Origin of the sequence: Rhodococcus marinonascens NBRC 14363, from assembly GCF_001894885.1 — a bacterium.
GTDB classification, from domain to species: Bacteria; Actinomycetota; Actinomycetes; order Mycobacteriales; family Mycobacteriaceae; genus Rhodococcus_F; species Rhodococcus_F marinonascens.
In genome coordinates, this window is the sequence record NZ_BCXB01000012.1 from 144,824 (window position 1) to 157,344 (window position 12,521).

The window sequence follows — 12,521 nt, forward strand, 5'->3', positions numbered from 1 at the left end:
CTCGCGCCGGTGGCTATCCGCGACCGGAATCCGGAGGGAAGCCGCCGGTGGCGATGGGTCCCCACTCCTCGATGGTGATCCGGATCAAGCTCTTGTTCTGCTTGCGCATGGCGTCGCGGTACTCGTCCCAGTCCGGGTGTTCACCGGAGATTCCGCGGAAGTACTCCACCAAAGGCTCGAGCGCTTCCGGCATGTCCAGCACCTCCCCGGTACCGTCGATCTGCACGTAGGCGCCGCCGAACTCGTCCGAGAGGACGCACACGCTCACGGCCGGATCGTGCCGCACGTTGGCGGCCTTGGCGCGCTGCGGGTAGGTCGAGACGACGATCCGGCCTTCCTGGTCGAGCCCCGACGTAACCGGGGAGATCTGCAACCCTCCCGCGCGCTTCCGGGTGATCAGCACGCTTTCGTGGCGCGGACGGACGAAGTCGAGCAGCTCTTCCCTCGTTGCACGATCAGCGGTGGCGATGGCCATGGTCTTACCTCTCCTCTTCTGCGAATCCCAGTCGAAGATCTCTCCGACTCAGCCTATGCTCAACGCAGTCATCAGAGGTCTGAGGACTGTGTTAACGTCGCGGAATGCCCCCACATCACAGCCTCCGGAGCGGCCCACTTGTGCCTCAACTCGAAGATCTGCTCACCGAGTGGATCAGTGCGGGCAAGTGGCCCCTGGGCACTCGCATCCCCAGCGAAGCAGAACTGGCTGCCGAACTGGGCGTCGGCCGATCGTCCGTGCGCGAAGCGGTCCGACTCCTCGCCCGCGACGGTCTACTCGACGTGCGGCACGGTGTGGGCACGTTCGTGGCGCGCCCACCCACAGCCGGTGCTGGTCTCGAGCAACTACTGCGCCGCGCGCGACTCCTCGAGGTGTACGAGGTACGGCGCGCCCTGGAGATCGAGGCGGCCCGGCTGGCGGCAGAACGCGCACGCCCCGAAGACCTTCGTCGGCTCCGGGCAATGCTGGCCGCCCGCCACTACAGCACTGAGGAGGCCACCGCGGTGTTCGTAGCGGCAGACCTCGACTTCCACGCGACGGTCGTGAACATCGCGGGCAACTCGATCCTCTCTGCCCTATTCGAATCGGTCCGGCCCGAGTTGGTGGAGGCGCTCGCCGAACTGGTCGATCACGAACCCGCGCGGCCCGACACCGGGTGCGCTCACGACGATCTCCTGCGGGCCCTGGAAGCAGGCGACGTCGAGGCGGCCGTCGCCGCCACCGCCGCCAACCTCGATCCCGTCATGATGCTGCTGCGGAAAGGTGAAGCCCAGTGACCACCACCGATTCGGTCGTCAGCGCCGAACACGTCGACCTCGTGCGGAGCGGACGGTATCTACTCAGCGATGTGACACTCCGCATCGAACGAGGCCAGCACTGGGTGCTCCTCGGCGCGAACGGGGCAGGCAAGAGCACGCTGCTGAGCATGCTCGGTGCCTTCGCTCATCCGACACACGGAATCATTCACGTACTAGGTCACCGACTCGGTCGAGTGGATATGAGGGAGTTGCGCGCCCGCATCGGTCACGTGAACCCCCGGCACACGGTCCAGCGGCCCCTGACGGTGCGCGATGTGGTGCTCACCGGCCTCACCAATACTCCCGAATTCGTTCCCCGCTGGTCGCCCACCAAAGAGCAGGTCGCCCGCGCCGATGAACTGATCACCTCGCTTGGAATGCATGATCGCTCAGATGCTCTGTGGCCGAACTTATCTCAAGGCGAACGCGGCCGCGCCCTGATCGCTCGCGCACTGGTCGCCGAGCCCCAACTCCTCCTGCTCGACGAGCCCGCCACTGGACTGGATCTGGCTGCGCGCGAACAACTCCTCACCGCACTGGATGAATTACGAGTCCGCCTCCCGAATCTCGCCAGCATCCTCGTCACACACCACCTCGAGGAGATCCCGATGACCACCACCCACGCGGTCCTCGTCCGCGACGGTCGGGTGATCGCGCACGGTGAGGTGTCGGATGTCCTCACCACGGCACACATCAGCGAGTGCTTCGACCACCCCATCGAAATCACCCGGCAGCGCGGCCGATGGGGCGCGCAGACGCAGGTGCCCGAAACGGTGGGATGATGCCTACTGGCGCATTCGGCAAGGGGCGATCATCCTCAGCCGCACCCCACTCCACGGTGCCGTCCTCATCGTCACCGCGACGGCGTTCCGCGGCCTGTCATGACCGTTCCAGCCAGTCCTAGCCCCCGATGACCGGCGGCGAGAATTCGCACGCGGCAACGGGGTAGCTCGGGTCCAGCGCGTTGAGTACGTGGCTGAGAGCGAGCCTGTCGAACGCCAGCGAAAGGTGATCGGACAAGTTCTGCGGGCATTCGTCCTGCAACAGAATGTTCACGACGTTCGGGCCTGTGAGAAACGCCAACGTATAGGGCGCGACGATCTCGTCGTACCGAGTGGCGATCACGGTGTACGAGACGCCGGGCATCGTTTCGCCGCCCGCGTTCAATTGGTTCAGGAAGTCGGAGCGCTCCGACTGCTCGAACCCCGCGGTACCAAACGCCTCGTTGGCTCCGGGGATCTGTCCGAGCGCCTCCGACGAACCGGGGTGATTCGATGGTGCGAGCGCGATCAACTTGTCCACCGACGTCGCTCCACCGAGATTCTTCAAGTAGTAGCGGGGCATCGAACCGCCCTGCGAATGCCCGACGATGTCCACTTTCGGGGCACCTGTCGCCGACTTCACTCGTTCGACGAAGTCGGCCAACTGGGAGGCCGAACCCTCCATCGAACCGGTCGCGCCGGCTTTGCTCGCGCCCGGTAGACCGACGTAGTTCGCGTCGAACTCCTGACCGAAGTTGAGGGCGAACACGCAGTACCCGTTGTTCGTCAACAGCGGGGACAGCGTCGCCCAGTTGATCGTCATGTTCGCCAGGGTGCCGTGCGTCAACACTACGGGCCGCGGGTGGGCCTCCGTGGGGCGGCAGGACCAGTCGTTCGCGCCGGGCGGATCCGAATCCGGGTTCACCACCGCCGTCCCCAGCGCCGGGAGCGAGGAATAGGACACCGGCAACGGCGCGGGATCAGCACTCGCCTGAGCACCCCCGACACTCAGCGCCACCGTGGCGACCGCTGCCACGACCGCCGACAACCGACCCGATTTCTTCCACCGCATCCGGCTACTCCCTCACGCCTCGGTCCAGCCATCGGCCACAGTTGCGCCGCCGAGCACAATAACAGGAGGAAGAGAAGACCAACCTACGGGACGGCCGTCGGCGAGCGGGTTTTAAATCGCCACACACCGTCGGGGTGAATGATGTTGCTAAAGAATAGGTGCTAGGGGCAGCAATTCGGATCCAGGACGAATCGAAGAGCCTCGAGCGCATCGGGTTGCGCCCGGTAGTAGACATTCATTCCGCGCCGGGTCGGGATCACCATGCCCGCCTTCTTGAGTTGCCCCAAATGATGGCTGATCGTCGACTCCGACAGACCGAGTCCATCGGCGAGATCGCACGTACAGACTTCCCCATCGCTGGTGCAGAGCAGGATCGACATCAGCTTGATCCGTACCGGATCGGCGAGGGCCTTCAGCCGAACCGCTACCTCGAGGGCTGCGCCATCTGAAATCGGCCCCGATGCGACGGGGGTGCAGCAAATCGGTGCGGTCGCGTCGATCAGGGGCAGGGTCTTGGGCATGCACCTATTCTGCCTACCTTCTTGACATACGTCAAAAAGGTAGTGCATAGTCGAGGAGTAATTCAACATATGTCGAATAGGTGGAGGTTCTCATGTCACGCGTACAGCTCGCCCTCAACGTCGACGACCTCGGTCAGGCCGTCGAGTTCTACTCGAAGCTTTTTGGCACGGCACCTGCGAAGGTCAAGGAGGGATACGCCAATTTCGCGATCGCCGAACCGCCGCTCAAGCTCGTCCTCTTCGAAAATCCAGGAACCGGCGGCACCATCAATCACCTCGGAGTCGAGGTCGACTCCAGCCAGACGGTGCACAAGGAGATCGCCAGGTTGAGCGACGAAGGGCTCTTCACCGCAGAAGAGATCGGCACCACCTGTTGCTTTGCCACCCAGGACAAAGTGTGGGTCACCGGTCCTGCGGGTGAGAAATGGGAGGTTTACACGGTGCTGGCCGACAGCGACACGTTCGGCACGGCAGCGGCAGCGGCAGCGGCAGATGAGCAGGACTCCCCGGCCGCGTGCTGCGGTTCATCCGATGAACAGGACTCCCCGGCCGTGTGCTGCGGTTCGTCATAGCGCTGACCGGCAGATCGGCTGAGACCCCGCCGCCCACCGTGGTGTCAGCCGATCTGCCGGCGCTTGCCGACCCACCGAACCGGGCTGATCGGCGCGGGGTTCTCACTTGTCACGCGAGGTCCGGTAGTCCGACGTCGAATAGCCGCGCCGCATTGTCGTGACATACCGCACGCAACCACGCCTCGCCGAGGTCGAATCGGGTGAGACCCTCGAGCGCGTCCACGTACGGATACGGAATATTGGGAAAGTCGCTGCCGAACACGATGCGGTCCTGCAGATCCGCCAGTCGGTGCACCTGATCACGCGGAAACGGCGTCATCTCTTCGGTGAAGTCGGTAAAGACCATGGTGGTGTCGAGGTAGACGCCGGCGTACTTCGCAGCCATTTCCAAAAAGTCCCGATACTCCGGCAGTCCCATGTGCGCAATGATCAGATGCAATCCGGGATACCTCGCCAGCAACTCGGCAATGGGCTCAGGACCGGTGTATCTGCCGGGCGCGGGCCCTGAACCGCAGTGGATGACAACGGGGGCGCCGGACTCCTCCAGTACTCCCCACACGGGGTCGAGGAGAGGGTCGTTGGGCGAATAATCACCCACCTGGATGTGCGACTTGAAGACACGGGTACCCGACTCGATCGCCTGGGCGACATACGCCGCCGCGGACTCCTCCGGGTAGAACGTGGATGTCAACAGGCAGTCGGGTGTATGGGCTGCGAACTCAGCCGACCATTGGTTCAGCCACACAGCCATGTTCGGCTTGTGCGGATAGATCATCGACGTAAATCGCCGGACACCGAACCCGCGAAGGTGTTCGACGCGGACATCTTCATCGTGCCGGTAACGGATCGGCCACTCACGCCCTGTGAGGGGGCCGGCTGCGTCGAAGTAACTCCACACCTTATCCATCACGTTCGCGGGCATGAAGTGGGTGTGGACGTCGATGATGCCGGGAAGCCCCAGGCCACGCCAGAATTCCTGCACCCGCAGATTCTCGGTCACTACTCCTCCGCAACGGGTGTGTTCAGAATAGTGTGAACGCGTCGTCAGCGTCGGTGCGGGACGGTCCGGCGGATGCCGACACCGGCGTAGTTGCGACCGTCGTCGTGGGAGCCATCTCGCCTGACGCGACGGCGCGCGCTGCCTCGCCTGCGAGCACGTCCGCCATCTCGTTGTAGTGGTTGCCGACGTGACCGCGCACCCAGCGGAACCGAACGGGCCCGGAGCGTTCGCTGATGGCCCGATCAATGGACTGCACCACTGCGAGGTTCTTGACGGGAGTGCCGCCTGCAGTCTTCCACCCCTTGCGCTTCCACCCGGGAAGCCACTCGGAAGCACACTTGATGGCGTACTGGGAATCGGACTCGATCAACAGCGGATCCGATCCGGGATGCGCTGTGATCGCCTCGAGCAACGCCCGCAGTTCCGCGATCTGGTTGGTACCTGAGGGCTCACCACCCGATTGACTGGGACCCTCGTGATTGACCCACGCCCAGCCGATCGCCCCACCGGGATTGCGGAGGCAGGATCCGTCGGTACTCACGATGATCATGGTTGGGACTTTACGTGCGTACCCCGACGTCCCCCGGTAGTGGTATGCCTCGCGGTGGCTACGCTCCAGTGGATGACAGCTTCGCTGGAAGTGGCCGAGGCCACCGTGACCGCGCGACGTCCCCTGGACGTCGCCATGACGTTCCAGCCTCTTCAGCATGGCAAAGGCGACCCCTGCCACCGGAAAGCCGTCGACGGTTCGATCTGGCGGACCTCGGTGCAGAACTCCGGACCTGTCACGTATCGCCTCACCCAACCCGACCGCCACACCGTTCGTTGCGAGGCCTGGGGAGCCGGGTCTGAGGAACTGGTCGCAGGACTCGGTCACCTCGTCGGCGACCACGACGACTGCCAGGATTTCACCCCCGAACACCCAATCCTCGTCGAAGCACACCGCCGCTTCCCGCACCTGCGCCTGGGCCGCACGGACCGACTGATGGAAGCCCTGGTGCCTGCGATCCTCGAACAGCGCGTGCACGGCATCGCTGCATCCGCCTCGTGGCGGCGCCTCGTCTGGAAGTTTGGCGAGCCCGCTCCCGGCCCCGCCCCGGACGGCATGAGGCTTCCGCCGACGGCGGAAGCGTGGCGACGAGTGCCTTCGTGGGAGTTCCATCGCGCCAACGTCGATCCGAGCAGGGCTCGCACCATCGTCCGGTGTGCTCAGGTCGCGGATCGCCTCGAAAAGGTCATCGACCTCCCTCGCGAAGAAGCGAATCGGCGGTTGATGTCCATCCCTGGTGTCGGGATCTGGACGGCGGCCGAGGTGGCGCAACGTGCGCTCGGCGACTCCGATGCCCTTTCCGTCGGGGACTACCACCTCGCGGCGGTGGTGGGATGGTCACTGCTCGGCAAACCCATCGACGACGCAGAGATGGTGGCCTATCTCGAACCGATTCGGCCGCACCGGTATCGCGCCATCCGGCTGCTGCAGGTCAGCGGTAGCGCCGTCAAACCCAAGTTCGGGCCCCGGACCGCGCCGGTCGATCACAGCCGGCACTGAATCAGACCCGTGAAGAGACGAAGTGGTCATGTCGAGTCGGTATCCACACATCGCCGTGGGGTTTTCGATACCCCACCCATGCCCCTTTCGCCTGGCGAACGAACCGTGACACCGCCTGCGCGGTAGCTCACGATGAAATAACGAAGCTCCGCCCCGCACTCCGACCGGAGGTCAGCGATGTCCACCCCCGCATCCGAAGCCGAAGCCGTTTCCCAGCGAATTCTCGAGACTTCACTCGGCACGATCGACCTGCTCTCCATCCATCTGGGAGACCGTCTCGGCTGGTATCGCAGTCTCGCGACGCACGGCCCGGCGACGGCGGACGAGTTGGCGGACCGCACCTCGACCCACCCGCGGTACGCACAGGAGTGGCTCGAGCAACAGGCCGTATCTGGACTTCTCTCGCTGATGGACTCCACCGAACCCAGGACATTCGCATGACCGCCGGTGCCGCCGAAGTCCTCACGAACGAACGCAGTCTCGCCTACCTCGCGCCGCTGACACGCATCTTCGTCGGTGCGGCCATCCAGATGCCCGCATTGCTGGAGGCGTATCGCACAGGCGGCGGGGTGGGGTGGGCGCAGTACGGTGCCGATGCCCGCGAGTCACAGGCCGACATGAACCGGCCCTGGTACGAGGGAGCTCTGCCCAGCGCCCTCGCGTCGGTACCGGAGGTGGACGATCTACTGCGGACGCCCGACGCCGTCATCGCCGACATCGGCTGTGGCGGGGCATGGTCCACGATCGCCTTGGCTCGCGCATACCCGAACGCTCGACTCCACGGCTACGACATCGACACCGCGACCGTCGAACTCGCGAAGACCAACGTCCGCGCCCAGCCCGACGTCGCCGAGCGGATCACCATCACGGAATCGGACGCCGCGGGAATTGCCGAAGACAGTTGCACCGCGGCTTTCGCTTTCGAGTGCGTCCACGACATGCCCGCGCCGGTGGAGGTGCTGGCCGCGGTTCGAAGGTCTCTCAAACCTGGTGGAGCACTGATCGTGATGGACGAAGCAGTGGACGACGAGTTCTCTGCACCCGGAAGTGACATCGAGCGACTGATGTACGGGTTCAGTCTCACCGTCTGCCTACCCGACGGCATGAACCACACCCCCAGCGCGGGAACCGGAACCGTCATGCGACCGAGCACATTGCGCGGCTACGCCGAAGCCGCTGGGTTCGGCACCATGGACATCCTACCGATCGAGGATTTCGGGTTCTGGCGCTTCTATCGCCTCACCGTGTAACAAGAGGCCGGGCACCCCACTACATACGTGTTTTTCGGAAACACCGAAAACTGGGACACCCGACGGGGGAAGATGACAACAGTAGGCAGGTTACGGGCGCGTTCACCGGTCGGGGTAACTGTGGAGCGTCAGGTCGAACCAGATTAGTCGATTGTCATCCGCTACTACCGGGGACACACCATGAAACTGCATAGAGTGACAGCGCTGGCAGCGCTGCTGATCGCAACCTTGTGTGTAGGAGTGGGCACCGCTTACGCCGCCCCCACTCCAGTCGGCCAGACCGTCACCTCGCACACCAGTCTGAGCGCCGACGGTCGATCGGTAGATACTTCAATCGACTCGGGGGCCTTCACCTTGGCTACGACGGCCGCAGCCGTCGACGTCACCAACGGTTCCGGAGCGAGGGTGGCCACGATCCCACTTCGGTACTCGATCGCAGGCGTGCAGTTCGCGATCGACCCGATGGTCAGCGAGGACGGCAAGTTACTCAGCCTGACGCCTACGACGACACCCGTCGCGGGAACCCTCGCCCTTACGCCGGTCGACCAGGACGCAGCTTACGCCAACATGATGAACGAGATCCAGATCGGTTGGGTGAACGGCGGCGAGACGGCGACTGCTGTAGGCGCCGGCATCGGCTTTGTCGTCGGATGCATCTTCTTCGTCATCGGCGGTTGTATCCCCGGTGCCGTGGTAGGCGCGGCGATCGGAGCCGTCACCGGAATCAGCAACGCCAACCCCGCTGTGACGCCGGCGGTCTACGAATACCTCGGAACCCTGTAATTCCTCGGAACCCTGAAAGATGGTTCCGTCTCACTGCGAGAAACGATTCCGGGAGGGCTATGACGTAGCTGCAAGACGGGGAGCATCACTGCGCACCCACATCTTCATGTAGCCGTTCGGTTTCCAGCGAATATGGTCCACGCACAAGATGTTCGGTGCACTCAGGTGAGGTCCGTGTTCGAACTACGACATGGCGGGATGTCCATGAAACTCTTCAGATCTCTAACGTTGTCCGTGTTGGTCGCCTGTGCGATGGCCGTCGGTGCGGGAACGGCGCACGCCGAGCCCGCACCTCAGGAAATCGACTGGTCGCAACCTTTGATGACCCCGACTTCCGACGGCGGTAGCAGCCAGGTGGCTGAACAGTTCTTTCCGGAGAACGATGCCAAACAGGCCGCCTTCGACAACATGACCAACGAAGTCAACATCGGCTGGAACAACGGGGGCTTGCCGGGCCTTGCGATCGGTGCCAACGTCGGCTCGGTTGTCGGGTGCGTGTCGATCTTCCCGAACATCCTCGCCGGCTGCATTCTCGGCACCGCTATCGGCACCATTGCGGGTGCTGTCATCGGTATTGATATGGGAAATCCCGATGCGCAGGCCGCAGTTGAGCAGTTCTTCGCCATACCCTGAGCGAAGAGCGAGCTGCCGCCCCGGCCTCACTCGGGCCGGGGCTGTGGCGCGTCCGGTCACTGGCGGCTCATGGCCACCCTCGCGACTTCTACCGGGTCGATCAGGTGAGAGTGGTCGTCGTCGCCGACGTCTATCTGCACGACCTCGATGCGTCCGTTGAACTTGGTGGCGCCGTTGTAGTCCGCGCTGACGGGCATCCCGTAGTCGTCGCCGATGTCAGTTGTCTCGTCCGCGGAGAAAATCATCGGGTGGGTCTGTTCAACCCGGCCGGTGCCGACACTGCGGCCGTCGTAATAGAGAGTGACGTCACCACCCTTTGCGAGACCGCCGCCGTCGTAAGTGAACTCGGCTCGGACCTGACGGCTTCCCGCGGCGACGTCCTCGTTCGCCGTGATCACGAACTCCGTCAAGCCGAGCAGGTTGTAGACGAACTTGGCACGGCCCGCATCGACGTGCAGAGCCCATCCGCCGAAGCGACCGCCCTGTGCGATGATCACACCATTGGTGGCACCCTTCTCGGGTGTCTCGATCGCCGCCGTGACCGTGAACGACCGGTTCTTGATGTCGAGGATACTGTTCTCGCTGAGCCGCTTCATTCCGGGAAACAGCACCTGCTTGTTGCCCGAAATCAGTTGCGGACGGCCGGAAATGGTCGCGTTCAACCGTTCGTACCGGCGGTCGTCTATCGGCAGCACGTTATATTTCACTGCCTCGATCAACCACAGCCTCTGCAACGCTGCGAGTTTCTCCGGCATCTCGGCGGCCAGGTCGCGAGCCTGCGTCCAATCGGTGGTTCCGTCGTAAAGTTCCCACACGTCATCGTCGAGCGCGGGCGGAACCTCGTTCGCCAGCCAGGGCGTGTTGTGCTTGGTCACGGCGCTCCAGCCCTTGTAGTAGATGCCGCGGTTACCGAACATTTCAAAATACTGCAGGTCGTGTCGTTCCGGCGCGGCTACCTCATTGAAGCTGTACAGCATGCTGGTGCCCTCGATCGGCGACTGCTGAACACCGTTGACGAAGGTGGGCTCAGGAAGGCCCGCCGCCTCGAGTACCGTTGGCGCCACGTCGATGACGTGGCTGAACTGGGACCTGGTCTCACCTTTGGCGGTGATCCCGGCGGGCCAGTGCACGATGGTGCCGTTACGGGTGCCACCCCAGTGCGAGGCGACCTGCTTGGTCCACTGGAAGGGTGCGCACATGGCCCACGCCCAGCCCACCGCGTAGTGGTTGTGGGCCTCGGTCGTTCCGAGTTTGTCCTTGACCTCCACCATGAACTCCGGCGTCTCGATTGCGCCGAGTCCGTTCAAGCTCGCAATCTCGTTGAATGCTCCGTTGAGCGTTCCCTCTGCGGAGGCTCCGTTGTCACCGATGATGTAATAGACGAGTGTGTTCTCGAGAGCACCCAGCGCGTCGATCGCGTCGATGATGCGCCCGACCTGAAAGTCGGTGTGCTCGAGAAATCCTGCGTACACCTCCATCTCACGTTCGAGCACCGACCCGAGGGCATCATCCATCTCGTCCCACGCGGGGATCGCCTCCGGACGAGCGGTCAGTTCGGCGTCTGGGGGAACAACCCCTCGCTGCTTCTGCTTCTCGAGTGTCGATTCACGCTGCGCGTCCCAGCCGCCCGCGAACTTGCCGGAGTATTTGTCTGCCCACCCTTTCGGCACGCTGTGCGGTGCGTGCGTGGCGCCGGGAGCGAAGTAGACGAAGAACGGCTTGTCGGGCGCGAGTGACTTCTGGGTGCGCACCCAATCGATGGCGTGGTCGGCCAGGTCTTCGGTGAGGTGGTAACCCTCCTCGGGTGTCTTCTCCGGTTCCACCGGGGCGAAGCCCTCGTAGAGCGCCGGGTAGTACTGGTTGGTCTCGCCCCCGATGAATCCGTAGAAGTGCTCGAATCCTCCGCCACCGGAGGGCCAGGCATCGAATGGGCCGACCGGCGAGGTCTGCCACGGCGGCACCTCGTGGCACTTGCCGAATTGGGCTGTCGAGTAGCCGTTGAGTTTCAACGTCATGGGCAGGGCAGCCTTGGTGTTCGGGCGCAGGCCGGACGAACCCGGCGCCGAGGTCGACATCTCGGTGATCGCGCCCATCCCGACCGAGTGATGGTTGCGGCCGCTGAGCAGCGCGGTCCGGGTCGGCGCACACAAAGCAGTGGTATGGAACCGGGTGTAGGTGAGCCCGCCACCCTGCAAACGTTCCGCGGTGGGGGTGTTTACCGGCCCACCGAAGGCGCTGCTTGCCCCGTAACCCACGTCATCGAGCAGGATGACGAGCACATTCGGGGCACCCTCGGGTGGTAGGAGTGGCTCGATCGGCGGAAAGGTTGTGTCCGGGTCTTTCGCGTCATACGTCACCAGGCCGACATACTGCCGATCCGGAATCGGAAGTACCCCGCGACCATCGCGTGTTCGATCGACCATGGCTACCCACCCCTTGTCGTACATCGAAACGCCCGACATTGCATGTTGAATCCAAGAATAGTCGCTGGCCCCACGGCTCCGAGAGCGAATAGACCGAGCGGAGACCACCCGTGCGCCGACTGTCACGAGGCCGTCGAATTCACTGGTGCCTGAGTCAACTACTCGGCCCTGAAGGGCCAAGCTTGCAGCTATAGCGCCTAGCTGGATGCTAGACGTTACGCCGCACTAGGGACCGTTGACTGGGCCCGGTAGTTTTCGGCGGCTCGATGTGCAATGTTGATCGAGCCGACAATGTCTGCGTGTTCAACGAAACCGCAGTCGAGGCAAGCAAACCGGTCCTGACGGGGCCGGTTCTTCTTGTCGATGTGACCGCACCGGATGCAGCGGCGGCTGGTGTTCGCCGGATCAACCGACGCCACCGGCACCCCTGCCCGAGCGGCCTTGTATGCGATGAAGGCCCCGAGCTGCGCGAACGCCCAGCTCGAGTGTGTGGCCCGTTGGGGCTTGCGGAGCCGTACCCGTTTCCAGGGCGATGCCGCGTCCGGTGCGTTCAGCTTCGGCCACGATCTTCTTCGAAATTTGGTGGTTGACGTCGGCGGCGAATCGGGCTTCCTTCCGAGCCCTGCGCCGCAGCAGCCGTGTCGCGGATTTGGTGTTCTTCCTT

General features: G+C 63.7%; 13 protein-coding genes and 2 pseudogenes. 7 read left to right on the forward strand and 8 right to left on the reverse strand.

What is annotated here, in order from left to right:
* Positions 1–13: 13 nt before the first annotated feature.
* Positions 14–475, reverse strand: a complete 462-nt coding sequence (locus RM2_RS11090) for a PPOX class F420-dependent oxidoreductase (protein WP_072689057.1) — start codon at positions 473–475, stop codon at positions 14–16.
* 104 nt (positions 476–579) lie between these two features.
* On the opposite strand from RM2_RS11090, the gene RM2_RS11095 reads away from it, so the two are divergent.
* On the forward strand, positions 580–1,272 hold the full coding sequence (locus RM2_RS11095) for a FadR/GntR family transcriptional regulator (RefSeq protein ID WP_072689058.1): 693 nt from the start codon (positions 580–582) through the stop codon (positions 1,270–1,272).
* Positions 1,269–2,075 carry an ABC transporter ATP-binding protein gene (locus RM2_RS11100; RefSeq protein ID WP_072689059.1) on the forward strand — a complete coding sequence of 269 codons (807 nt, stop codon included), beginning with the start codon at positions 1,269–1,271 and terminating at the stop codon, positions 2,073–2,075. Before RM2_RS11095 ends, RM2_RS11100 begins: the two co-directional genes overlap by 4 nt.
* A gap of 118 nt (positions 2,076–2,193) precedes the next feature.
* Here RM2_RS11100 and RM2_RS11105 read toward each other — a convergent pair whose 3' ends face one another.
* Both RM2_RS11105 and RM2_RS11110 read right to left on the reverse strand, forming a co-directional pair.
* The gene (locus RM2_RS11105; protein WP_072689060.1) at positions 2,194–3,126 is read right to left on the reverse strand and encodes an esterase/lipase family protein; all 933 of its coding nucleotides are present in this window, start codon (positions 3,124–3,126) and stop codon (positions 2,194–2,196) included.
* A gap of 161 nt (positions 3,127–3,287) precedes the next feature.
* Complete coding sequence (locus RM2_RS11110) at positions 3,288–3,647, reverse strand: Rv2640c family ArsR-like transcriptional regulator (RefSeq protein WP_072689061.1); 360 nt, start codon at positions 3,645–3,647, stop codon at positions 3,288–3,290.
* Positions 3,648–3,739: 92 nt separating this feature from the next.
* Between RM2_RS11110 and RM2_RS11115 the strand changes: the two genes are divergently transcribed.
* Positions 3,740–4,219 carry an ArsI/CadI family heavy metal resistance metalloenzyme gene (locus RM2_RS11115; RefSeq protein ID WP_072689101.1) on the forward strand — a complete coding sequence of 160 codons (480 nt, stop codon included), beginning with the start codon at positions 3,740–3,742 and terminating at the stop codon, positions 4,217–4,219.
* Positions 4,220–4,328: 109 nt separating this feature from the next.
* Here the strand turns inward: RM2_RS11115 and RM2_RS11120 are convergent, their stop codons facing one another.
* Both RM2_RS11120 and RM2_RS11125 read right to left on the reverse strand, forming a co-directional pair.
* Complete coding sequence (locus RM2_RS11120; RefSeq protein ID WP_072689062.1) at positions 4,329–5,219, reverse strand: amidohydrolase family protein; 891 nt, start codon at positions 5,217–5,219, stop codon at positions 4,329–4,331.
* Positions 5,220–5,241: 22 nt separating this feature from the next.
* On the reverse strand, positions 5,242–5,769 hold the full coding sequence (locus tag RM2_RS11125) for a ribonuclease H family protein (protein ID WP_072689064.1): 528 nt from the start codon (positions 5,767–5,769) through the stop codon (positions 5,242–5,244).
* Between the two features lie 72 nt (positions 5,770–5,841).
* Between RM2_RS11125 and RM2_RS11130 the strand changes: the two genes are divergently transcribed.
* From RM2_RS11130 to RM2_RS11145, 4 genes and pseudogenes are all read left to right on the forward strand, one after another.
* Entirely contained in the window at positions 5,842–6,768 is a 927-nt protein-coding gene (locus tag RM2_RS11130) for a DNA-3-methyladenine glycosylase family protein (protein WP_072689103.1), read from the forward strand.
* A 177-nt stretch (positions 6,769–6,945) separates the two neighbouring features.
* Positions 6,946–8,018: pseudogene (locus RM2_RS11135) on the forward strand (class I SAM-dependent methyltransferase).
* A gap of 180 nt (positions 8,019–8,198) precedes the next feature.
* On the forward strand, positions 8,199–8,801 hold the full coding sequence (locus RM2_RS11140) for a DUF8020 domain-containing protein (RefSeq protein WP_072689065.1): 603 nt from the start codon (positions 8,199–8,201) through the stop codon (positions 8,799–8,801).
* Between the two features lie 174 nt (positions 8,802–8,975).
* Entirely contained in the window at positions 8,976–9,434 is a 459-nt protein-coding gene (locus RM2_RS11145; RefSeq protein WP_245813842.1) for a complement resistance protein TraT, read from the forward strand.
* A gap of 56 nt (positions 9,435–9,490) precedes the next feature.
* Here RM2_RS11145 and RM2_RS11150 read toward each other — a convergent pair whose 3' ends face one another.
* The 3 genes and pseudogenes from RM2_RS11150 to RM2_RS25170 form a co-directional block, all read right to left on the reverse strand.
* Entirely contained in the window at positions 9,491–11,857 is a 2,367-nt protein-coding gene (locus RM2_RS11150) for an arylsulfatase (RefSeq protein ID WP_072689107.1), read from the reverse strand.
* A gap of 215 nt (positions 11,858–12,072) precedes the next feature.
* Positions 12,073–12,282, reverse strand: a complete 210-nt coding sequence (locus RM2_RS25165; RefSeq protein ID WP_307718086.1) for a zinc ribbon domain-containing protein — start codon at positions 12,280–12,282, stop codon at positions 12,073–12,075.
* Positions 12,263–12,521: pseudogene (locus RM2_RS25170) on the reverse strand (hypothetical protein); the annotation flags it as partial. The pseudogene RM2_RS25170 and the gene RM2_RS25165, both read right to left, overlap by 20 nt.

Excerpts from the sequence above, each read along its gene's own strand:
- RM2_RS11105 (WP_072689060.1), bottom strand. The coding sequence starts at position 3,126 with ATGCGGTGGAAGAAATCGGGTCGGTTGTCGGCGGTCGTGGCAGCGGTC.
- RM2_RS11090 (WP_072689057.1), bottom strand. The coding sequence starts at position 475 with ATGGCCATCGCCACCGCTGATCGTGCAACGAGGGAAGAGCTGCTCGAC.
- RM2_RS11125 (WP_072689064.1), bottom strand. The coding sequence starts at position 5,769 with ATGATCATCGTGAGTACCGACGGATCCTGCCTCCGCAATCCCGGTGGG.
- RM2_RS11110 (WP_072689061.1), bottom strand. The coding sequence starts at position 3,647 with ATGCCCAAGACCCTGCCCCTGATCGACGCGACCGCACCGATTTGCTGC.
- RM2_RS11115 (WP_072689101.1), top strand. The coding sequence starts at position 3,740 with ATGTCACGCGTACAGCTCGCCCTCAACGTCGACGACCTCGGTCAGGCC.
- RM2_RS11095 (WP_072689058.1), top strand. The coding sequence starts at position 580 with ATGCCCCCACATCACAGCCTCCGGAGCGGCCCACTTGTGCCTCAACTC.
- RM2_RS11150 (WP_072689107.1), bottom strand. The coding sequence starts at position 11,857 with ATGGTCGATCGAACACGCGATGGTCGCGGGGTACTTCCGATTCCGGAT.
- RM2_RS11140 (WP_072689065.1), top strand. The coding sequence starts at position 8,199 with ATGAAACTGCATAGAGTGACAGCGCTGGCAGCGCTGCTGATCGCAACC.
- RM2_RS11130 (WP_072689103.1), top strand. The coding sequence starts at position 5,842 with ATGACAGCTTCGCTGGAAGTGGCCGAGGCCACCGTGACCGCGCGACGT.